This is a genomic window from Pseudoalteromonas sp. OFAV1, assembly GCF_021532595.1.
Classification (GTDB): Bacteria; Pseudomonadota; Gammaproteobacteria; order Enterobacterales; family Alteromonadaceae; genus Pseudoalteromonas; species Pseudoalteromonas lipolytica_C.
Window position 1 is genome coordinate 25,632 of sequence record NZ_JAKGBG010000001.1, and the last position, 22,143, is coordinate 47,774.

Here is a 22,143-nt window from a genome sequence, read left to right on the forward strand (position 1 = left end):
GCGGACGTTAATAAATGTCTTTAAAGATTAAAGCAGCAAAATTATCTGATGTTATTTTACAGCAACTTGAGAATATGATTCTCGAGGGATCGTTAGCGCCAGGTGAAAAGCTTCCTCCGGAACGTGAGCTTGCGAAACAATTTGAAGTGTCGCGACCTTCACTGCGTGAGGCAATCCAAAAGCTAGAAGCAAAAGGCTTGGTGACACGTCGCCAAGGCGGCGGAACCTTTGTAAAAAATCAACTTGAAGAGGGGCTCACTGATCCGCTTTTTGATTTGATCAGTAAGCATCCAGAGTCACAATTTGATTTACTTGAATTTCGTCATGCCCTTGAGGGGATCGCGGCTTATTACGCGGCTATGCGTGGTACCACCAATGACTTTAAAAAAGTAAAACAAAGCTTTGATAATATCGCGCTTGTTAACGATGACATTGTGCAAAAAGCAAAAGCCATTAATGCATTCCATTTTAGTGTGGCTGAAGCATCTCATAACGTGGTGTTACTACATCTAGTTAGAGGGATGCAGGCTCTACTAGAGCAAAATGTATTACAGAATTTAACTGTACTGTTAAAAAAACCACAGATCAGCCAACAGCTTGCAGAGCATAGGCGGCTGTTGATGGATGCGGTTATTGAAGGAAACCCAGAGCAAGCACGTCTTGCTAGTAATGCTCATTTAGCCTTTATCGAAGAAGCCTTACTTGAGGCTGGCAAAGAGCATTCGCGGATTGAACGTAGTTTAAGACGCACCAAACAACATTAAGCAAGTGATTAGCTAAGTTTAGTTAACTACTTAATTTAAGATTTATTAAAATAATTAGTATTTTAAACATAAGGAAACCTCCATATGTCTGAAGTCAATAAAATTGACGTAGACGCGCTAGAAACACAAGAGTGGTTACAAGCCCTTGAATCTGTTGTGCGCGAAGAAGGTGTAGAACGAGCTCAATATTTACTTGAGCAAGTGTTAGAGCAAGCCCGTTTAGACGGTGTTGATATGCCTACTGGCACGACTACTAACTACGTTAATACCATTCCGGTAGATCAAGAGCCTGCTTACCCAGGTGACGTAAACATTGAACGTCGTATTCGTTCAATCATCCGTTGGAATGCGATCATGATCGTATTACGTGCGTCGAAAAAAGATCTAGACTTAGGCGGCCATATGGCGTCTTACCAGTCTTCTGCTGCATTCTATGAAGTGTGTTTTAACCACTTCTTCAAAGCACCAAACGATGTAGACGGCGGTGACTTAGTGTATTACCAAGGCCATATTTCTCCTGGTATCTATGCACGTGCATTTGTTGAAGGTCGTTTAACAGCTGAGCAGCTTGATAACTTCCGTCAAGAAGTTGATGGTAAAGGTCTTCCTTCATATCCACACCCTAAATTAATGCCTGAATTCTGGCAGTTCCCTACAGTATCTATGGGTCTTGGTCCGATTGCATCAATCTACCAAGCGCGTTTCCTTAAATACCTAGATGGTCGTGGTTTAAAAGACACTAAAAACCAACGTGTATACGCTTTCTTAGGCGATGGTGAGATGGATGAGCCAGAATCACGTGGTGCAATCTCATTTGCTGCGCGTGAGAAGCTAGATAACCTATGTTACCTAATCAACTGTAACTTACAGCGTTTAGATGGCCCAGTAATGGGTAACGGCAAGATCATTCAAGAGCTTGAAGGTCTATTCAAAGGTGCTGGCTGGAACGTAATTAAAGTTGTATGGGGTAGCGGTTGGGATATCCTACTAGCTAAAGATACAACAGGTAAATTACTGCAGTTAATGAACGAAACCATTGACGGTGATTACCAAACATATAAAGCGAAAGATGGTGCATACGTTCGTGAGCACTTCTTTGGTCGTTACCCAGAAACAGCAGCACTTGTTGCTGATATGACTGATGAAGAAATTTTCGCACTTAAGCGTGGTGGTCATGAGCCATCAAAACTTTACGCTGCATTCAAAAAAGCGGAAGAAACCAAAGATCGTCCAACAGTAATCCTAGCTAAAACTGTAAAAGGTTACGGCATGGGTGATGCAGCTGAAGGTAAAAACATCGCGCACCAAGTTAAGAAAATGGACATGACACACGTTGAGCACTTACGCTCACGTTTAGGTCTTCAAGATTTGGTTTCTGATGAAGAAATTAAAGACCTTCCATATCTTACACTTGAAGAAGGTTCTGAAGAGTACAAGTATCTTCACGCACGTCGTGAAGCACTGCAAGGTTACACGCCTAAGCGTATTGCTAAGTTCTCTGAAAAGTTAACATTACCTGAAGTTGATGCGTTCAAGCCACTACTTGAAGAGCAAAAACGTGACATCTCAACAACAATGGGCTTTGTACGTGCACTTAACGTGTTACTAAAAGACAAAGGCATTGGTAAAAATATCGTTCCTATCATCGCAGATGAAGCGCGTACGTTTGGTATGGAAGGTTTATTCCGTCAAATCGGTATTTACAACCCGCATGGCCAAAACTATACGCCGCAAGACCGTGACATCGTTTCTTACTACAAAGAAGCGACATCAGGTCAGGTACTACAAGAAGGTATCAACGAGTTAGGTGCAATGTCATCATGGGTTGCTGCTGCAACATCTTACAGCACTAACGATTTACCGATGATCCCATTCTACATCTACTACTCAATGTTTGGTTTCCAACGTGTAGGTGATATGGCGTGGATGGCTGGTGACCAACAAGCACGTGGTTTCTTACTAGGTGCGACAGCTGGTCGTACTACACTTAACGGCGAAGGTTTACAGCACGAAGATGGTCATAGCCACATTCTTGCCAACACAGTACCTAACTGTATTTCTTATGATCCGACATTCGCATACGAAGTAGCAGTAATCATGCAAGACGGTATCCGTCGCATGTACGGTGAAGACCAAGAAAACGTGTTCTACTACCTAACGCTAATGAACGAAAACTACCATCAACCAGCAATGCCTGAAGGCGCTGAAGAAGGTATTCGTAAAGGTATCTACAAACTTGAAACAGTGGCTGGCGAGAAAGCAAAAGTACAGTTACTAGGTTCAGGTACAATCATGATGGAAGTGCGTAAAGCGGCACAAATCCTCAGCGAAGAATATGGCATTGGTTCAGATGTATTCTCTGTAACGTCATTCAACGAGTTAACACGTGATGGTCAAGATGTTGAGCGTTTCAACATGCTTAACCCTGAAGCAGAACAAAAGACTGCTTACATCACAAATGCATTAACAGATGCAGTAACTGTTGCAGCAACAGACTACATGAAGAACTACGCAGAACAAGTTCGTTCATTTGTTCCAAGCAGCAACTATAAAGTGTTGGGTACAGATGGTTACGGTCGTTCTGATAGCCGTGAAAACTTACGTCGTCACTTCGAAGTTAATGCGGGCTATGTTGTAGTTGCAACATTATCTGAGCTTGCTAAACGTGGTGAAGTTGAGAAGTCAGTGGTTGTTGAAGCAATCAAGAAGTTCGACATCGACACAAACAAAGTTAACCCGCTATACGCATAAGAGGTTCCAATGAGTATTGAAATTAAAGTACCAGATATCGGTGGCGATGAAGTTGAAGTAACCGAAATCCTTGTTAGCGTTGGTGATAAGGTTGAGGTTGATCAGTCGTTATTAACGGTTGAAGGCGATAAAGCATCAATGGAAGTACCTGCTGCACAAGCAGGTACGGTTAAAGAAATTAAAGTAGCTGAAGGTGATACGGTAACGACGGGTTCACTTATCATGATCTTCGAAGGTGAAGAACAAGCTGCGGCTCCTGCAGAGGCTAAAGAAGAAGCGCCAGCTCCAGCAGCTGCGTCTTCAGCTTCTGCTACACAGGAAGTGACTGTACCAGATATAGGCGATGATGAAGTTGAAGTAACTGAAATCATGGTTGCGGTAGGTGACACGGTTGAAGAAGAGCAATCTTTATTAAGCGTTGAAGGCGATAAAGCATCAATGGAAGTACCTGCGCCATTTGCTGGTACTGTTAAAGAGATCAAAATCGCAACTGGCGATAAAGTGAAAACTGGCTCTTTAATCTTCGTTTTTGAAACAGCATCAAGCGGCTCTGAAGCACCTGCAGCAGAATCAGCTCCAGCAGAAGCTGCTCCTGCTACATCTGGCACTAAAGAAGTAAACGTGCCAGATATCGGTGGTGATGAAGTTGAAGTAACCGAAGTGATGGTTGCTGTTGGCGATAAGGTTGAAGAAGATCAATCAATCTTAAACGTTGAAGGCGATAAAGCATCAATGGAAGTGCCAGCACCATTTGCCGGTACAGTTAAAGAAATCAAAGTAGCAGCTGGAGATAAAGTATCAACTGGCTCACTTATCTTTGTATTTGAAGTAGCCGGTAGTGCACCCGCTGCAGCTGAACCTGCTCCTGCAAAAGCTGAAGCCGCTCCTGCTGCAAAAGCACCAGCGGCTGAAAAGCCTGCATCAGCACCTGCAAGCAACGAAGGTTTTGCAGATAACAAAGCGTATGCACATGCATCACCAGTTGTTCGTCGTTTAGCGCGTGAGTTCGGTATTAACCTAGCAAACGTAAAAGGCACGGGTCGTAAGAATCGTGTTGTTAAAGAAGACGTACAAAACTACGTAAAAGACCTTGTGAAGAAAGTTGAATCTGGTCAGCTATCTGCAGGTAAAGGTAATGCGGGTGGCGGTGAGTTAGGTCTTATCCCTTGGCCTAAGGTTGATTTTGCTAAGTTTGGTGAAATCGAAGAGAAGAAACTTTCTCGTATTCAGAAGCTATCAGGTGCTAACTTACACCGTAACTGGGTGCAAATCCCGCATGTTACACAGTTTGACGAAGCGGATATCACAAGCCTTGAAGCATTCCGTAAAGAGCAAAACGCGCTTGCTGAGAAGAAAAAGCTGGGTGTTAAAATCACACCACTTGTGTTTGTGATGAAAGCGGCGGCGAAAGCACTTGCTGAATTCCCAACGTTTAACTCTTCACTGTCTGAAGACGGCGAAAGCTTAATCTTGAAGAAGTACATCAACATTGGTGTTGCGGTTGATACACCAAACGGCTTGGTTGTTCCAGTATTCAAAGATGTTGATAAAAAAGGCATCATTGAACTTTCTCGTGAATTAATGGAAATTTCAGCTAAAGCACGTGACGGCAAGCTAACGTCATCTGATATGCAAGGCGGTTGTTTCACAATCTCAAGCCTTGGTGGTATCGGTGGTACAGCGTTCACGCCAATTGTGAATGCGCCAGAAGTTGCTATCTTGGGTGTATCTAAGTCAGAAATGAAACCTAAGTGGAACGGCAAAGAGTTTGAACCTAAATTAATGGTTCCATTATCAATGTCATACGACCATAGGGTTATTGACGGTGCACTAGCAGCACGCTTTACTGTGACGCTAGCAAGCTACATGAGCGATATTCGTCAATTGGTGATGTAATCGTCTCATAATTTATAAGAATCAAATCCCAGCAAGGTGTTTTTTGCTGGGATTTTTACCATTGGCAATGATACAATCTTTGCCATAGAACAATCTTGGTATAGATATCTGCTCTCCCTTTCTGCCTTGCAGAAACATGGCAGTTAAACTTAGGGGCAGTGTCCCGTTCAAACATTTAAGGTAATAGCATGAGCAACGAATTAAAAACTCAAGTTGTTGTACTAGGCGGTGGTCCTGGTGGTTATTCTGCGGCTTTCCGTGCTGCTGACTTGGGCTTAGAAGTAACATTGGTAGAATCTCGCAACACATTAGGCGGTGTATGTCTAAATGTGGGTTGTATTCCTTCAAAAGCACTTTTACACGTAGCTAAAGTGATTGATGACGCTGCAGAAATGTCATCTCACGGCGTTACTTTTGGTAAGCCTGAAATCGACCTAGACAAAATCCGTGATTGGAAAGAGTCTGTAATCGGTCAATTAACTGGCGGCCTAGACGGCATGGCTAAAATGCGTAAAGTGAAAGTAGTTAACGGCTACGGTAAATTCACTGGTAGCAACACACTAGCTGTTGAAGGTGAAGACGGTACAACAACGATCACATTTGATAATGCTATTATCGCTGCAGGTTCTCAACCTGTTAATTTACCTTTCATCCCTGAAGATGACCGCGTAATTGACTCAACAGGTGCACTAGAGCTTAAAGATGTTCCTGAGAAGCTTCTTGTTTTAGGTGGTGGTATCATCGGTCTTGAGATGGGTACTGTATACCGTGCGCTAGGTTCTGAAATCGACGTTGTTGAATTTGCTGATCAATTAGTACCAGCAGCTGATAAAGACGTTATCAAGATCTACCAAAAATACGTTAAGAACAAGTTCAACGTAATGCTTTCTACTAAAGTAGTTGGCGTTGAAGCGAAAGAAGACGGTCTATACGTTTCATTCGAAGGTAAAAACGCACCAGCTGACGCAGTACGTTACGACAAAGTACTTGTAGCTGTAGGTCGTACACCTAACGGTAAATTACTTGACGCTGATAAAGCAGGCGTTAACGTTGATGAGCGTGGTTTCATCAATGTTGATAAGCAGCTTAAAACAAACGTTGATCACATCTTCGCTATCGGTGATATCGTTGGTCAGCCAATGCTTGCGCACAAAGCGGTTCACGAAGCTCACGTTGCAGCAGAAGTTATCTCAGGTCAGAAACACTTCTTCGATCCTAAGTGCATTCCTTCAATCGCATACACAGACCCAGAAATCGCATGGGTTGGTGTAACTGAGAAAGAAGCTAAAGAGCAAGGCTTAAACATCGAAACTGCGGTATTCCCTTGGGCTGCTTCTGGCCGTGCAATCGCTTCAGCACGTACTGAAGGTCAAACTAAGCTAATCTTCGATAAAGACTCAGGTCGCGTTATCGGTGGTGCTATGGTTGGTATCAACGCAGGTGAAATGTTAGGTGAAATCGGCCTAGCAGTTGAAATGGGCGCAGACGGTGAAGACCTAGCGTTAACTATTCACGCTCACCCAACGCTAAACGAATCAATCGGTCTAGCTGCTGAAATCTTCGAAGGTTCAATCACTGACCTTCCAAACAAAAAAGCAGTTAAAAAGAAGTAAGTTCTTTTAATGAATAGCTTTAAAAAACCCAGCTTAGGCTGGGTTTTTTGTGTTTAGATTGGAGCAACAAAAAAACCGTGTTTGTTATTACAAGCACGGTTTTTGTTATTAAGAGCTCGGGTTACTTATGGTAGCTTAAGCAGGTTTCAACTTCATTTTTAGAGCCTAAGATCACCGCCACTCGCTGGTGGATGGCATCAGGTTGAATCTCCATGATGCGCTCAGTACCTGTAGAGGCAATACCGCCAGCTTGCTCAATTAGCATTGCCATTGGGTTTGCTTCGTATAATAAACGTAATTTGTTTGGTTTGTTTGGATCTTTCGTGTCTGTTGGGTACGTGAAGATACCACCACGGCATAATACACGATGAACATCACCCACCATTGCAGCAATCCAGCGCATATTGAAGTTACGGCCGCGCGGGCCTGTGTCACCGGCTAGCAAATCGTTAATATAATTTTGCATCGCAGGTTGCCAATGGCGTTGATTTGAAGCATTGATAGCAAATTCGCTGGTCTCTTCTGGGATTTTTGCAAACTCTTGCGTTAATAAGAAGGTGCCGTGAGTTTTATCTAAAGTGAAAAAGCGCGTGCCTTTACCTGTGGTAAGAGCTAATACGGTTGATGGGCCATATAACACGTAACCTGCCGCAACTTGGTTCTTACCTGGTTGCATAAAGATACTTGGGTCAGCTGGATCAGAGCCTTCAGGCGCCGCCATAATTGAGAAAATCGTACCAACGAGCGAGTTGATATCAGTATTTGATGAACCGTCAAGTGGGTCGAATGCAACAATGTAGTTGGCATTTGGATTACCTGCAACAGTGAAGTCTTCTTCTTCAGAGGCAATGGCTTTTACGTAGCCCGATTCTAATAAAATATCTTTTAAAAGTTGGTTAGTTAGAACGTCGAGTTTTTTCTGTGTTTCACCCTGAATGTTTTCGTCTAGGGTTGAGCCTAATACGCCAGATAGGGCGCCTTGACCAACACGAAATGAAATCTCTTTACATGCCGCAAGTACCGTTCTGATCAATGAGATCAGTTCACGAGGGCAACCATCTTCTAACAATACCGGTGGGAGTCTACGCATTCTATTTTCCTGATAACGTTGTAGCCAGACATTTTTAGTGTGAGAGAGAATGTCTTAGCAAGCGCTGAATTTCGTCTTAAATAGCTGATTTTTATAAACGGTACTTTATACTGCTTAATACCTATACAGTATTTAAAACGCGAATAACAAAGATAAGATTATGCAAAAAATACCATTACTACGATATCTGCTCTTAGCTGTGCTACTTACTATGATAACTCAAGCACACGCAGCAATTAAGTCTATAAATGATTTTACTGAAAAAATGACTCATTTTTCGGGCTATTTTTCATTTTATTACGATACAGAAAACGGCAAATTGTACCTTGAGGTGGATAAACTCGAGCAGCAATTTTTATTACAACAAAGCCTACCTTACGGTGTTGGCTCAAACGATATTGGCTTAGATCGTGGTCAGTTAGGTGATACTCACTTAGTACAGTTTGAGCGTTTTGGTGATAAGGTGATGCTAAGAGCCATTAATACTTATTACCGCGCTAACACTAATAATCTTGCGGAACAACAAAGTATTAAAGAAGCATTCGCATCAAGTATTTTAGCGGGTTTTAGTGTTGTTGCTCAATCAGACACTGCTGTATTAGTTGATTATACACCTTACCTATTAAGCGATGTTCATGGTGTGAGCCGTCGTTTATCGGCAACTGGGCAAGGAAGTTTTAACTTAGATAGCAACCGCAGTGCAGTTTATTTAGCGCGTTCAAAAGCATTTGAAAAAAATACAGAATTAGAAGCCGTGCTTACTTTTCAAGGAAATAACCCGGGTAAGTATGTTCGCCAAGTGAGTGCCGACCCCTATGCGCTGACAGTGCATATGCATCATTCATTAATTGAGTTACCTGATGATAATTACACCCCGCGCAAATTCCATCCTCAAGCAGGTTTTTGGAGCATTGAGCATAAAGATTATGCGGCTGAGCTGGGTGAGTCTATGTATGTGCGTTACATCCCACGTCATCGTTTAGCGAAAAAAGATCCGAGCTTACCAATCAGCGAACCCGTTGAACCGATTGTTTATTATTTAGATCCGGGCGTACCTGAGCCAGTTAAAACAGCGTTACTTGATGGTGCTAAATGGTGGAATGATGCATTTAGTGCAGCAGGCTACAAGAATGCTTTTATCGTTAAAGTATTACCTGATGATGCAGACCCTATGGATGTGCGCTATAACGTGATCCAATGGGTGCACCGTGCAACACGTGGCTGGTCGTATGGCAGCTCTGTGATTGACCCGCGAACAGGTGAAATTATCAAAGGTCATGTGACACTCGGGTCACTGCGTGTTCGTCAAGACATCCTAATTGCAGAAGCATTAGCTGCTCCATACTTTGAAGGCAATGAAGTGGCTAAGCGTTTACAAGCCATGGCACTTGATCGTATTCGTCAATTAAGCGCCCATGAAGTAGGGCATACTTTAGGTATTTCGCATAACTTTGCAGCGTCAGTGGCTGACAGAGCCTCTGTAATGGATTATCCACATCCGTTACTGAGCTTTAATGAGCAAGGTAAGTTAGATGTAAGCCGAGGCTATGCTGCTGGTATGGGCGTTTGGGATACTCAAGTGATTAAATACGGCTATAGTGATTTCACTAATCAAGATGAAGCACAGCAATTGGCCGCAATTTTAGCTGAAAACAAAAGTAAAGGGCTGGAGTTTATCTCAGACAGTGATGCCCGCGCTCAAGGTGGTGCTCATCCAACTGGCCATTTATGGGATAACGGTAGTTCACCGAGTGATGAGCTAATGCGTGTACTTGATGTTCGTAAACAAGCGCTGACGAGCTTTGGCATTGAGAACATCAAAACGGGCACTGCTTTATCGCAACTAGAAGAAATGCTGGTGCCACTTTATTTATTCCACCGTTACCAAGTAGAAGCTGCGGTTAAACTAATTGCTGGTGTGAATTACGAATACGAAGTGCGCGATGGCTCACAGCCTAAAGGGGCGCAGGTTGTTGCAAAGCAAACACAACAAGCGGCAGTGGATGCAGTGCTTGCTACACTAAAAGCCGAGAACCTTGTTTTACCTGAGTCGGTATTAGCGCTTATTCCACCAAAAGCGTATGGTGAATCTAAGTCACGAGAGAGCATTGTTGGTCGCACAGGACTTACGCTTGATGCTATGGCACTGCCTGAGGTGGCTGCTGCACATAGTTTGAATCTACTTTTTAATAGCCAACGCATTAACCGCTTAGCGCAGCAGCAAGCAAGAAGCGATGCATTTTATGGTTTAGATGCGCTATTAGCGCAAACTTATCAGCAAGTTTTTGAGCAAAAAATTGCTTCAGGGATGGCAGGTAAAATTAGCCAGCGTGTGCAGCTTTTAACAGCGAAACAGTTTGCCGATTTAGTCGCAAGCAGCGAAGTCGCACCCGAGGTACAAGCCCAACTTCGTTACTACTTAGCTAAACTAGCAAAGAGTTATCAGCAAGAATCAATGCTAGGCAGCGCATCAGTTGGTAACAGTGCATTCAAGCAATATTTAAGCGAGCAAATCAGTCACTTTTTAGAAAGTGGTGAATGGCCTGCCAACTTTAAAGTGTTGCCAATGCCACCGGGTTCACCAATTTAACCTTCCTGTGTTTTAAGGCGCCTAGCATAGCTAGGCGTTTTACTTGCATAAAACTGGATATTTGCTAATCTAGCGGCCTTCCTTTTTTGTCTTATTGAGGTGTATATGGCGTTCTTTTCTCGCTCGTTGTTGGCAGCGGCCATTACATTCTCTAGTTTTTCCAGCTACGCTACCCTTGAAAAAAAACAATGTGATGTTGAGCTTAGTCATGGCTTAATTATTACTGACGATGTTATTCGTATTGTTGATAAAGGTCAGACACGGGTACAAATTAATAACGATAAGCAATTATTTATTCGTGGTTACTGGGTTGATTTGAGCCCCGAAGAAAGCAAAGTTGTTGAACAGTTTAGCCGTGGTATCAGACAAACCGTCCCAGAGCTAGTAGACCTTGCGACTGATGGTGTAAATCTCGGTTTAAGTGCGATTGAACAGGTCGTTGAAGGTATGTCAGATAAAGAGCCTGAAGTACTAAAAACTCAGCTGCAATATGTTGAACGTGCGCTGATGGATAAGTTTAAGCGTGGCGATGACTTTTTCTTTATTGCTCCGCAGTCGCTGTCGAAAATCGATGATTTCTTCACGAAGGAAATTAGCCAAAAAATTCACTCCGCAGTTCACGGTTCACTGGGGGCTATTTTAGTGTCGCTGGGGGATGCGTTTAAATCGCGCGAAGGGAATATCGAAGATCGTATTAACGATATGGGACAGCGAATGGATATCATCTCAAAAGAAATTGATAAATCACTGCAAAAAAAAGCAGAGCAGCTTGAGATGAAAGCTTCTGAGTACTGTGAATGTTTAAACTCTTTAGATGTAACTGAATCAAGGTTACAAAAAATAGTGCCTGGAATGGCAGATTTTGACTTAGTGCAAATTAAGTCATAGCCTTTTTTAAAGATAAAAAACCGTGTTTTGAACACGGTTTTTTTGTTTGTGTTTATGCTTATTAAACTTTAAACGCATCGACCGATAATCGAAGCTCTTCTGCTAACTTAGCAACTTCTGAGCTTGAGATGTTAGTTTGGTTTGCGCCTTCTGCTGTTTGCTCTGCAATTGCCACGATAGACTCCAATCGTTCACTGATCTCTTGCGATACTTGTTGTTGCTCATGAGCCGCAGTGGAAATTTCTTCACTTACATTGTGCGCTTGAGCAACAGCTGCAGTAATTGAGTCTAGTGCAGTGTTGGCAAGATCTGATTGCTCAACGCATGATTCAGCTTGTTGTTTACCTTTAGACATTGCTGCTACAGCAGCTTCTGCGCCTACTTGCAGAGATTCAATCATTGCTTGAATTTCTTGGGTCGACTCTTGTGTTTTACTTGCTAGTGAACGTACTTCGTCTGCTACAACCGCAAAACCACGACCTTGTTCACCTGCACGTGCCGCTTCTATAGCCGCGTTGAGTGCAAGGAGGTTAGTTTGTTCAGCAATGCCACGAATTACATCTAAAATACCGCCAATTGACGCGCTGTCTTTGTGTAACTGATTAATAACGTGTGATGCATCATCAACTTCACGCGCAAGTTGTTCAATGGTAGCTTTGTTTTGCGAAGAAATACCTTTAACACGATCAGCTTCTTTATCCGCATTTTTTATTTCGCTAAGCGCTTGTTGTGCACTGCTGCTTACAGCTTGTGATGTGCTGCTCATTTCAGTGGTTGCAGTGGCTGCTTGTTCAACTTGTGCTTGCTGATTGCGAATTGCTTGGCTAGATTCCTCAGTGATCGCAGAAGTCTCTTCTGATGCGGCAGCAAGTTGCGTAGAACGAGAAATAATACCTTGAATAAGTGTTCGTAAACTTTCAATCAGGGTATTACAACTACGAGACAATTCACCGAATTCATCTTTTGCTGAATCATCTAAACGTTGCGTCATGTCGCCGCTGGCAACGATATCAAGAATACGATTCACCTCAAGCAGAGGTTTCGTGATACGGTTAACCGTAATGACTGCGACAACAATAGCAATTAAGGTCGCAATAGCCATCGCAATCCATGTCCAAATGGTCGCTGTCGATACATTACCGCTCACATCTTGTTGTAGATCAAATGCTAAGACAGTTGCTTCGTTTACAAGGTCTCTTAACTGCTTTAATGCTTCGGTGGTTGAGTTTTCTGCATTAGCAAGTTCTGCTTGTGTTTGCGCTATGGCATCGATTAAGCGCTTTTTGTTGGCTGATAAACTGTTGTTACCACGCACATTGTTAGCCAAAGATTCAAAGTAATTATTTAAATCATTGTATAGTCCAGCGTTGTTATCAATAATTGCTGGGCGAATAAGACCAAGGCTTCGCTCAATCTCTTCTAGGTAATATACTTGCTCATTTTTAATGATATCGAGGGTATTTAGCGTTTTCACCGTAAGCATATCAGTGCTGTTTGTAACCACTGACTGGAAGTTGTTTTCCATGTTGTTGGCGGCTTGGTAGGCGCGAGAATGGTTTTCTTCAAGACCGTCAATATCAATGATATCAAGAACTACTGAGTTAGCATCTTCTGCGCTAATTTCTATATTCTCAAGCTGGCTTGCGAGTGTTTTGTTTAAATCGAGTTGTGTTTTCTTATCAGCAAATAAATTTTCGACAGATTTATTGAATCGCTTGTAGGTCTGCTCAACTTGTTGGCTGCTGCTTTTTAGTTCAGGATCATCGCTGACAATGCGTTGTAATTCTTGATAAGAGCTATCATAACGTTTTTTCTGTTCATTAAAGCGATTACGTATTGTTGTTAGTTCTTCTTGTGATGATGTATAAAAACTGGCTTGTGCAGCTTTACTCATTAAAATAAATTCGACCTGCAGCTCGTAGCTTTTATCAAGCGCTGGTAGCGACAGCTGATTAACACGCTGCGTTGATTGATCAATATTGGTAATTCTGACCAACGAGTTACCACCAATAAAAAGCAGGAGCAAGGTAATGACAATAAAGCCACCCCAAATACGCTGTCTAACGGTCAAGTTCATATGTAATTCCACAAAATAGTACTAATCAACACTTATCGGCAAGGTTGCCAATTAGTTAAGTATTTAAATTTAAGTAGCTTTAATTTAAATTTACTTTAATTGTATAAATCTAACAGATGTTCAGTTATTTTTCAGTTTATTTAGATAAAAGAATGAGAACTTTCTGTGTGGTACTTATTTTTACTTAGTTCCATTAGTGTCATAGCACCTCCCCATACACAGCCTGTGTCGAGGGCATGAATATTTTTATATTCAACCTTTCCTTCTAGAGCAGCCCAGTGGCCAAATGTAATCTGTTGTTTTAATTTCAGAATATTTGGATGCTCAAACCAAGGAATAAATGAAGTATCGATACTTGTATTGGTTTTATTCTTTAAATCTAACTTGCCATCGTGGTCGACAAACCGCATCCGAGTAAAATAATTAACGATGTAGCGAAACTTTTCCTCATTGCTTAAAGATTTTAACCACTCAAGCGGGTGAGGATCATACATATGCGTAAAATAATGATGCGCATCGTCACCTTGGTAACAGGATTCGGCGAAGCGAGCACGTTTGAGGGCTTTTTTGACTGACCAGTTAGGGTTTAGCCCCGCATGACTGATAAACATATTATAGTTTTCAAGCCAAATAGCTAAAGGTTGTTGCTGTAAAAATTGAATATAATCAGCGCGTTTTGAGCTATTAAAAAGCGGTTCTAATTTATCTTTAGGATTGGCTGGCTTATTCAAATGGTGACAGGCAATCAGATGCAGATCATGATTGCCTAATGTAATGCTAACACTACCTTGCATGCTATATAGCCGCTCAAGACACGCAAGTGAATCAGGACCTCTTGCGACTATATCACCCACTAAATATAAATGATCTTGGCTAGGGTTGAAGTTAACACGTTTTAGTAACGCATCAAACTCAGTAAAACAGCCTTGTAGATCACCTATTGCGTAGTCAGCCATGCTTACCTAATGCAGTATATTTGGACGTGCTAAACGAAACACTTCGATAGGCGCTTCAAATTCAGTTCCAAACTCATTGCGCATTATGTAGTGGCCCTGCATAGTGCCCACAGGAGTATCGAGAACTGCTCCGCTGGTGTATTTATAGCTTTCTCCAGGGGCAATTGTTGGCGTTTCACCCACAACACCTTCACCTTGTACTTCGACTTCTTTGCCGTTGGCATCGGTAATTAACCAATAGCGACTTAAAAGTTTTGCACTGCATAAGCTGTGGTTTTTAATGGTGATTGAGTAAGCAAAAACGTATTTATCTTGTTCAGGCTCTGATTGGCCTTCAACATAGAAGGTCTCAACAGAGACCTTAATTGGCGAACCTAAATTACTGCTTGTTGTCATAAATCCAATTAGCTATATCAATAAATTGTTGTAAAGACAGGCTTTCTGCGCGAAGCGTAATATCAATACCTATGCCAGTTAACTCTTCAGCTGTCAGTAAGTTAGATAAACTATTACGCAGTGTTTTACGGCGTTGGTTAAACGCTTCTAAACAGACTGTATTTAAAAGTTTGGTACTCTTTGCTGTACGTTGCTCAGGCTTTTTAGGGATCAAGCGGATCACTGCTGAGTCAACTTTTGGTGCGGGCTTAAAGCACTCAGGTGGCACATCAATCACTGGCATCGCATGACAGTAATATTGTGTCATCACACTTAAACGGCCAAAAGCTTTGCTGCCCGGACCTGCGACCATACGTTTGACCACTTCTTTTTGCAGCATAAAGTGCATATGCTCAACGTTGTCTGCAAATTCAAATAAATGAAATAACAACGGAGTTGAAACGTTGTAAGGTAAGTTACCAAATATTTTTAGTTTTTCATCCGCTTTGATTAAGGTACTAAAATCAAACTTCATTGCATCACCTTGATGCACTGTAAGTTTTGGACCTAAAAATGGATGGCTTGTTAAACGCTCTGCTAAGTCTTTGTCTAACTCAACAACAGTTAAATGGCCACTTAAATCAGCAACAGGCTCAGTGATTGCACCAAGACCCGGGCCGATTTCTACTAAATTGTCTTCAGGTTTAGGATCGATAGCCGTGACGATTTTATCGATAATCATGTCATCGTTTAAAAAGTTTTGACCAAAACGCTTACGGGCGCGGTGTCCTAAATGTACTTTATCTGTCATTGATTCTGTGCTTTTTCATGGGCGAGCTTAATTGCTTCGCGGATCGCTAATTCAAAACTACCCACATCAGCAGTGCCTGTACCGGCTAAATCAAGTGCTGTGCCATGATCTACTGATGTGCGAATAAATGGCAAGCCAAGAGTGATATTGACTGATTTGCCGAAACCCTTGTATTTTAGCACAGGTAAGCCCTGATCGTGATACATTGCCAGCACTGCATCTGCTTGCGATAAATACTTATCTTGGAAAAGAGTATCAGCTGGTAAAGGGCCAATTAAATTCATACCTTGGTTATTTAAAAGCTCAAGGGTAGGTGTAATTGTGTCAATCTCTTCAGTGCCTAAGTGACCGTCTTCACCTGCATGTGGGTTTAATCCGCACACTAAAATACGCGGCTTCTCGATACCAAACTTTGTCTGTAAGTCATGGTTTAATATCGAGATAACTTTACTTAATCGTTCAACTGTAATGGCACGTGATACATACGCCAGTGGAATATGCGTTGTAACAAGTGCAACGCGTAAGCCTTCGGTTGCAAGAAGCATGACGACATCGGCAGTATTTGATTGCTGAGCAAAATATTCGGTGTGACCACTGAATGAAATACCTGCTTTATTGATAATGCCTTTATGTACTGGACCCGTCACAACAGCAGCAAAGGTTCCATCCATATTCTTTTCACTGGCAATACGTAAGGTATCAAGTACATATTGGCCATTAGCGTCATTTAAAACGCCAACTTCAACGTCTTCACCTAAATCGACTTGATGAAGGTAAACACTTCCAGCTGGTGTGTCGGTTGGAGCTTGCGTTTCGTCAAACTTAATTAGGTTTAATTCTAACCCTAATAATTTTGCGCGCTGCTTTAACAGCGCACCATCAGCAATCACAACAAGCTGGGCATCCCAGTGATGTTGAGCTAATTTTATTAGTAAATCAGGGCCTATACCGGCCGGCTCACCGGGTGTTATTGCAATTCGTATAGTCATGATCGTTATTCTGCTGGGAAAATATCAACATGGGCTTGTTCGCGCATTTCTTGCTGCCAGTTGAAACTTTCTTCTTTAAATTTACGATTAAACAGCAGTTGATGCGCACGGTTACGTTTAGCTTGCTCTGTTTTGTCTGCTACACGCTTATCAAGTAACTGCACAATGTGCCAACCGAATTGCGTTCTGAAAGGCTCACTGATTTCATTTTTATCAAGTGAAAGTAGAGTATTTTTAAACTCAGGTACATAAGTACTTGGATCAGTCCAATCGTACTCACCGCCTTTTAATGCAGAACCCGGGTCTTCAGAGTATTCTTTTGCTAGTTCAGCAAAGTCTGCCTTTCCTTCACGTAAGTCTTTAGCAAAGCCTTTTAGCATGTCACGCGCTTTTTCTTCGCTTAAGATAATTGATGGCTTGATTAAAATGTGACGTGAGCGAACTTCTGTTGTTTCAACCACTTGACGACCACGAACATCCTGAACTTTGATGATGTGGAAACCAGCACCTGAACGAAGCGGGCCAACAATATCGTCTTTCTTATGACCTTTCACTGCTTCTGCAAACAACGATGGCATTTCATTGATGCTCATCCAACCTAGTTGACCACCTTCAAGGGCTTTTGAGCCACTTGATGATGAGATAGCAATACGCTTGAATTCTTTACCTTCATTTAAAAATTCGATTACTTTGTCTGCACGTGTTTTTGCACTTGCGATTTCATCAGCTGTTGCATCGCTTGGGATATCAATCAGGATGTGACCAATGTCATACTCTTCGGCATTTTTACCTTGAGTTTCCATGATTTTTAATAAGTTATCGATTTCTTGTGGGCTAATGTAAATTCGACGATCAACATTGGCGCGAGTCACTTGCTGAGTCGTTATTTCTTTACGGATCTCTTCACGATACGCGGTGTAACTTTCACCTGCAGCCTCAATCGTACGACGTAAATCTGCAATCGTACCGCCTTGCTCACGGGCCATGTTTTCAAGTGTTTGGTCTAATTGAGAATCTGAGATTTCTAGACCCATACGCTCTGCAAGTTGCATCATAAGCGTTTGGTTTACTAAACGTTCAATCGCTTGAATACGTAGCGTGTCATCAGAAGGCAGTTGCTGGCCTTGCTCTGCTGCTTGAGTTTTAACACGGTTAATGATGGTGTCAACTTCACTTTGTAAAATAACACCTTGGTTAACAACCCCGACGACTTTGTCGATTTCGACAGGTTTTGCGAAAACATTTTGGCATAGGCCAACTGTTAATAATGCTGATGCAAATAGTTTTTTTAAATTCATACTTTTTCTAATACTCTTGCTAATAGTACTGCGGTACTAGTTATTAAGAAAATACGGTCTACGATAGCCAAAAATACCTTGTTGTAATAATTTTTGTGCATCATAACGGCTTTTACTTCCAAGCCCTTTTAATACGATATTGAAACCAATACTGGTATCAAAAGTAGCTTGCTCTTGACCAATCGCTTGATTCAAATCAGTTTCGATTTGACGACGGCCTGTGATTTGAAACGCCCAGCAGCAAGATTCATACTGAAGACCACTGAAAACCTCAATGCTACGACCACTTTCTAAATCGCGGTGGTAGCTACCAACAAACTGCCAATCTTGTGTTAGCGGAATGCTGGTGAATAGACCAACTTGCTCGATTGTATTGCCTGAGACATCATTTGCATAGCGATGGTTCAATTGTACGAGCTGTTTATCGTCACCTTTATAATCTAAGGTTATGTTTGATTGAATAATTTCTTTACCGTCAGTGTCATATTGAATACCACCCGATAAATACCAGCGACGGTGCCAATGTAACATGGTTTGCGCTGCAAACAAGGCATTGTAGTTAGTATCTGACTGAAGCCCTTGTGATGTTGGTTTAGCATCATTACTTAAATAAAATATTTGGCCGGCACTAAAATTAAACACTTCTTCGTTTTCATTACTGAATAAGCGAGTTGTGGCACCCAATGTGAATTGGTTTGCAGTGGCAATACGGTCGATACTTGAGAAACGACGGTCTCTAAATAAACCAAAAAAATCATCTTGTAATTTAGCTGTATCGTAAAGGCCAATGTTCGACTGGTCTTTATTTGGCGTATACAAGTACTGAATTTGTGGCTCAAGCGTTTGAATGCCATCTTTAAAGAAAAAGGCAGTTTCTCGCTCGAAGTTTAACTGGCTGTACAAGCGTACTTTAGGCATAGTACGTGTCACTCTTTCGTCGAAGTCGGTGCCTGTTAAATCACCATGCTGGTTATACTCAGTGTGGAGTAAGCTGAATTCAGATAAAAACGACCAAGCATATTCTTGATAGCCAAAACTTGCTTTTGGTTCAATGTGAAGTCTACTCGCTTCATCAATGATGGCTTTATCATTGGTAAAATAACTGAGCTCACCGTCAAGCGTTAAATCGATACCGTAGAAATCATAGGCATCCATTTGTGAAAAAGTAATTTGTGGTAACGCTGCATAGGATTCTTTGTGATCACCAAGTACTTCAAAACTCTGTAGTTTAATGTTTGTATGCCAAGTATCTCCCAAGTAAGTCAGTGAACCAGTACGGTATAACTGAGTGTCTGTGCGAGTTGCATAATTAGAGTTTAAGTCTGTTAGGTAGTTATCGTCACTAACGTTAGTAATATCGATATTGCCGCGCCAGCTCTCACCAAAGTAACTTTGCTGTTGCCAGTGAAATAAATAACGTGAGTCAACATTAGGTTCTTCGTCATCTTTATCAAGATACTCGACCGCAACGAGGCCATTGTTTTGCTCAGTTAAATAACGAAACTCACCAATCATTTGTAAGCCTCGTTTAGACATATAACGCGGCGTGATGGTGGCATCGTAATTTGGTGCAATGTTCCAATAGTATGGCGTGATTGTTTCAATACCGTAACGACCAGAACTTGAGAAGTTAGGCGTTAATAAACCTGATTTACGGCGGTCGTCTAACGGAAACGTAAAATAGGGAATATAAAGAACCGGTGTGTCAAACACACGTAATACAGTATTGTGGGTTTCGCCCCAGCCATCTTCACTTGATAAGTCAATTTCGTCAGCTTCGATTGCCCATACGGGTGTTTCGCCAGGGCAAGTAGTAAAGCTTGCGTTCATCAGGTTTAGGCCAGACTCGTTGACTGTTAGTTTTTCTGCGCCACCATGGCCAAGTTGGTCGGTGAGCTTATAATCAGCACCAAGCAAGCTTAATTCAGAATTATTTAAATCCGCATTGAGCCCAGAACTGTTAATTTGGCTTACTTTATCGCGATACACGATAGGGCCGGTTGCATTAAGTAACCCACGTTGTTTGTCAATCAGTGCACTTTGTGCGGACAAATTCATCGTTAGGGTGTTAATATCTACATTACCGGTAAATTCTGCGCTTTGGGTACCCAATAGTTCAATATCATCGGATTTGATATCGATCATATTAAGTTCAAGGCCAGGGAGCGGTTGCCAAGCTCTGGTTTGCATTGAAGTGCCACAAAAATTGTGTGCCAGTTCAGTTTCGGCGAACGATGGTGCGCTAAGTACGCTTAGCATCATTATGCCCCAGGTTTTGCTCATTTAATGACCTTAATGCTCTTTGGTTGGATATAAGCTAGACATAATAAAGGAAAACAATGGCAAATACAGTAATTGACTTAGTGAAAAATAGATATCTTACTAAATGAATCGTTATAAAAGTTTACAGCAGTTTTTAAATCCTCACTTTAAAGAGGATGAATATCAATTAGCCGCCATCACTGGAGATGCGAGCTTTCGCCGTTATTTCCGCGTAAATACAAGTGATCAGAGCTATATTGTCATGGACTCAGACCCCAACAAATTAGACAACACGCCATATATAGAGCTCAACAAGGTATTTTCTAAGCACGGTTTTAAATTACCTAAAATTCTTCAGGCTGATGAAAAACAAGGTTTCTTTTTACTTAGTGATTTAGGCAATACACACTTGGCTGATTTACTCGGCGATGAAGATCGCACTTTACACTACAAACACCTAATAAAGTTAAGTGCGCAGTGGGCACAAATACCGCCAGCTCAATACATGAAAGTATTTGATGGTGAGTTTTTACAGTTTGAACTGAGTATTTTTAAAGAGTGGTTAGTTGATAACTTTATTGGTGAGCAACTTTCTGTTGCTGAGCAGCACATGTGGCAACAAGCTTGTGAGTTATTAGTTAACAATGCGCTTGAGCAACCGATTGTGACGGTGCATCGAGACTTCCATAGCCGCAATATAATGCGCACAGGGCAGCAATGGGCGATTATTGATTATCAAGATGCCGTACAAGGGCCTGTGTGCTATGACCTTGTTTCGTTATTAAGAGATTGCTACTTCAAGTTACCTGAGCAAGAGCTCGACTATCTTTTGCATTACGCATATGACGAGTTTAATCAGCAACAGTTATTGCAAGACACCTCATTTGCCATGTTTAAACGTTGGTTTGATTTAACCGGTGTACAGCGTCATTTAAAAGCTGCAGGCATATTTTGCCGCTTAAAACTTCGTGACGATAAGTCTGGTTATTTGAATAATGTACTGCCAACCCTTAAATACATTAGTAATGTAAGCAAAGAATACCCAGAGTTAACAGCACTTGGTCAGTGGATAGAACACACTGTTATTCCACGTACCAAGCTGCGCTTAACAAAAGAGATGAAATGAAAGCAATGATCCTAGCGGCTGGGCGCGGTAAGCGCATGATGCCGCTAACAGAAACAATGCCAAAGCCGATGCTTAGGATTAATGGTAAGCCATTATTAGAGCATCATATTAATAATTTACGTCAAGCAGGTATTACCGACATTGTCATTAACCTTGCATGGCAGGGCGACAAAATAACAGAGTATTTTGCTGATGGCTCGCAGTTTGGTGTATCGATCACTTACAGCCAAGAACAGGCGGGGGGGCTTGAAACCGCAGGTGGTATCATTCAAGCATTGCCGTTATTGGGTGAGCAATTTATTGTCATAAATGGTGATGTGTATACTGATTACGATGTGACTTCGTTGATGCAGCTTCATTTGCAAGCGGGAGAGGCGCACATTGTACTTGTTGAAAATCCTGCTCATAATCCTGATGGTGATTTTGCCCTTAGTCATTTAAGTCCTGATAGCCAAAAGTATACTTTTTCAGGTATAAGTCGTTACCACGTTGATTTTTTTAATGGTTTAACCGAAGGTGTTCGTCCACTTGGACCAATTTTGCGTGAAAAGCTCAGTTCACATCAAGTATCAACGGAGCTTTACTTAGGTCAGTGGGATGACATTGGCACACCAGCCAGATTAGACGAAATCAATCAGCGTTTCGCTTTGCAATAAC

At 41.8% G+C, this 22,143-nt stretch carries 16 protein-coding genes; 8 read left to right on the forward strand and 8 right to left on the reverse strand.

Annotated elements, in window-relative coordinates:
• The first annotated feature begins 14 nt into the window (after positions 1–14).
• The 4 genes from pdhR to lpdA all read left to right on the forward strand — a co-directional run bounded on the left by pdhR (position 15) and on the right by lpdA (position 7,024).
• Entirely contained in the window at positions 15–764 is a 750-nt protein-coding gene (gene pdhR / locus L1267_RS00145) for a pyruvate dehydrogenase complex transcriptional repressor PdhR (protein WP_036965924.1), read from the forward strand.
• Positions 765–848: 84 nt separating this feature from the next.
• On the forward strand, positions 849–3,515 hold the full coding sequence (gene aceE, locus L1267_RS00150; protein WP_135923553.1) for a pyruvate dehydrogenase (acetyl-transferring), homodimeric type: 2,667 nt from the start codon (positions 849–851) through the stop codon (positions 3,513–3,515).
• Between the two features lie 9 nt (positions 3,516–3,524).
• Entirely contained in the window at positions 3,525–5,411 is a 1,887-nt protein-coding gene (gene aceF, locus L1267_RS00155; protein WP_235381744.1) for a pyruvate dehydrogenase complex dihydrolipoyllysine-residue acetyltransferase, read from the forward strand.
• Between the two features lie 188 nt (positions 5,412–5,599).
• Positions 5,600–7,024, forward strand: a complete 1,425-nt coding sequence (lpdA, locus tag L1267_RS00160; RefSeq protein WP_138557162.1) for a dihydrolipoyl dehydrogenase — start codon at positions 5,600–5,602, stop codon at positions 7,022–7,024.
• A gap of 121 nt (positions 7,025–7,145) precedes the next feature.
• Here the strand turns inward: lpdA and L1267_RS00165 are convergent, their stop codons facing one another.
• Positions 7,146–8,114 (reverse strand): class 1 fructose-bisphosphatase, encoded by a 969-nt coding sequence (locus L1267_RS00165; RefSeq protein WP_235381745.1) that lies wholly within the window; start codon positions 8,112–8,114, stop codon positions 7,146–7,148.
• Positions 8,115–8,274: 160 nt separating this feature from the next.
• Here L1267_RS00165 and L1267_RS00170 point away from each other — a divergent pair, with 160 nt between their 5' ends.
• Both L1267_RS00170 and L1267_RS00175 read left to right on the forward strand, forming a co-directional pair.
• The gene (locus L1267_RS00170; RefSeq protein ID WP_235381746.1) at positions 8,275–10,704 is read left to right on the forward strand and encodes a zinc-dependent metalloprotease; all 2,430 of its coding nucleotides are present in this window, start codon (positions 8,275–8,277) and stop codon (positions 10,702–10,704) included.
• Between the two features lie 105 nt (positions 10,705–10,809).
• Positions 10,810–11,592, forward strand: coding sequence for a YggN family protein (locus tag L1267_RS00175; protein WP_135923558.1), 783 nt, complete (start codon positions 10,810–10,812; stop codon positions 11,590–11,592).
• 61 nt (positions 11,593–11,653) lie between these two features.
• Here the strand turns inward: L1267_RS00175 and L1267_RS00180 are convergent, their stop codons facing one another.
• The 7 genes from L1267_RS00180 to lptD form a co-directional block, all read right to left on the reverse strand.
• Positions 11,654–13,669, reverse strand: coding sequence for a methyl-accepting chemotaxis protein (locus L1267_RS00180; protein ID WP_135923559.1), 2,016 nt, complete (start codon positions 13,667–13,669; stop codon positions 11,654–11,656).
• Positions 13,670–13,809: 140 nt separating this feature from the next.
• Positions 13,810–14,625 carry a symmetrical bis(5'-nucleosyl)-tetraphosphatase gene (locus tag L1267_RS00185; protein ID WP_199526066.1) on the reverse strand — a complete coding sequence of 272 codons (816 nt, stop codon included), beginning with the start codon at positions 14,623–14,625 and terminating at the stop codon, positions 13,810–13,812.
• Between the two features lie 6 nt (positions 14,626–14,631).
• Positions 14,632–15,021 (reverse strand): Co2+/Mg2+ efflux protein ApaG, encoded by a 390-nt coding sequence (gene apaG / locus L1267_RS00190; protein ID WP_235381748.1) that lies wholly within the window; start codon positions 15,019–15,021, stop codon positions 14,632–14,634.
• Complete coding sequence (gene rsmA / locus L1267_RS00195; protein WP_135923561.1) at positions 15,005–15,811, reverse strand: 16S rRNA (adenine(1518)-N(6)/adenine(1519)-N(6))-dimethyltransferase RsmA; 807 nt, start codon at positions 15,809–15,811, stop codon at positions 15,005–15,007. The genes apaG and rsmA overlap by 17 nt, the downstream gene beginning before the upstream one ends.
• On the reverse strand, positions 15,808–16,800 hold the full coding sequence (gene pdxA / locus L1267_RS00200; protein ID WP_135923562.1) for a 4-hydroxythreonine-4-phosphate dehydrogenase PdxA: 993 nt from the start codon (positions 16,798–16,800) through the stop codon (positions 15,808–15,810). Before pdxA ends, rsmA begins: the two co-directional genes overlap by 4 nt.
• 5 nt (positions 16,801–16,805) lie before the next feature.
• Positions 16,806–18,098 (reverse strand): peptidylprolyl isomerase SurA, encoded by a 1,293-nt coding sequence (gene surA, locus L1267_RS00205; protein ID WP_138557165.1) that lies wholly within the window; start codon positions 18,096–18,098, stop codon positions 16,806–16,808.
• A 36-nt stretch (positions 18,099–18,134) separates the two neighbouring features.
• Complete coding sequence (lptD, locus tag L1267_RS00210; RefSeq protein WP_135923564.1) at positions 18,135–20,381, reverse strand: LPS assembly protein LptD; 2,247 nt, start codon at positions 20,379–20,381, stop codon at positions 18,135–18,137.
• A 103-nt stretch (positions 20,382–20,484) separates the two neighbouring features.
• Between lptD and L1267_RS00215 the strand changes: the two genes are divergently transcribed.
• Both L1267_RS00215 and murU read left to right on the forward strand, forming a co-directional pair.
• Positions 20,485–21,486: an aminoglycoside phosphotransferase family protein gene (locus L1267_RS00215; RefSeq protein ID WP_199526068.1), complete on the forward strand. Its 1,002-nt coding sequence runs from the start codon at positions 20,485–20,487 to the stop codon at positions 21,484–21,486.
• A complete protein-coding gene (gene murU, locus L1267_RS00220) occupies positions 21,483–22,142 on the forward strand; it encodes an N-acetylmuramate alpha-1-phosphate uridylyltransferase MurU (RefSeq protein ID WP_235381750.1) in 660 nt (219 codons plus the stop codon). Before L1267_RS00215 ends, murU begins: the two co-directional genes overlap by 4 nt.
• The last annotated feature ends 1 nt before the right edge of the window (position 22,143 follow it).

Excerpts from the sequence above, each read along its gene's own strand:
- aceE (WP_135923553.1), top strand. The coding sequence starts at position 849 with ATGTCTGAAGTCAATAAAATTGACGTAGACGCGCTAGAAACACAAGAG.
- L1267_RS00180 (WP_135923559.1), bottom strand. The coding sequence starts at position 13,669 with ATGAACTTGACCGTTAGACAGCGTATTTGGGGTGGCTTTATTGTCATT.
- lptD (WP_135923564.1), bottom strand. The coding sequence starts at position 20,381 with ATGAGCAAAACCTGGGGCATAATGATGCTAAGCGTACTTAGCGCACCA.
- rsmA (WP_135923561.1), bottom strand. The coding sequence starts at position 15,811 with ATGACAGATAAAGTACATTTAGGACACCGCGCCCGTAAGCGTTTTGGT.
- pdxA (WP_135923562.1), bottom strand. The coding sequence starts at position 16,800 with ATGACTATACGAATTGCAATAACACCCGGTGAGCCGGCCGGTATAGGC.
- L1267_RS00165 (WP_235381745.1), bottom strand. The coding sequence starts at position 8,114 with ATGCGTAGACTCCCACCGGTATTGTTAGAAGATGGTTGCCCTCGTGAA.
- pdhR (WP_036965924.1), top strand. The coding sequence starts at position 15 with ATGTCTTTAAAGATTAAAGCAGCAAAATTATCTGATGTTATTTTACAG.
- murU (WP_235381750.1), top strand. The coding sequence starts at position 21,483 with ATGAAAGCAATGATCCTAGCGGCTGGGCGCGGTAAGCGCATGATGCCG.
- lpdA (WP_138557162.1), top strand. The coding sequence starts at position 5,600 with ATGAGCAACGAATTAAAAACTCAAGTTGTTGTACTAGGCGGTGGTCCT.
- L1267_RS00170 (WP_235381746.1), top strand. The coding sequence starts at position 8,275 with ATGCAAAAAATACCATTACTACGATATCTGCTCTTAGCTGTGCTACTT.
- L1267_RS00175 (WP_135923558.1), top strand. The coding sequence starts at position 10,810 with ATGGCGTTCTTTTCTCGCTCGTTGTTGGCAGCGGCCATTACATTCTCT.
- surA (WP_138557165.1), bottom strand. The coding sequence starts at position 18,098 with ATGAATTTAAAAAAACTATTTGCATCAGCATTATTAACAGTTGGCCTA.
- aceF (WP_235381744.1), top strand. The coding sequence starts at position 3,525 with ATGAGTATTGAAATTAAAGTACCAGATATCGGTGGCGATGAAGTTGAA.
- L1267_RS00215 (WP_199526068.1), top strand. The coding sequence starts at position 20,485 with ATGAATCGTTATAAAAGTTTACAGCAGTTTTTAAATCCTCACTTTAAA.
- apaG (WP_235381748.1), bottom strand. The coding sequence starts at position 15,021 with ATGACAACAAGCAGTAATTTAGGTTCGCCAATTAAGGTCTCTGTTGAG.
- L1267_RS00185 (WP_199526066.1), bottom strand. The coding sequence starts at position 14,625 with ATGGCTGACTACGCAATAGGTGATCTACAAGGCTGTTTTACTGAGTTT.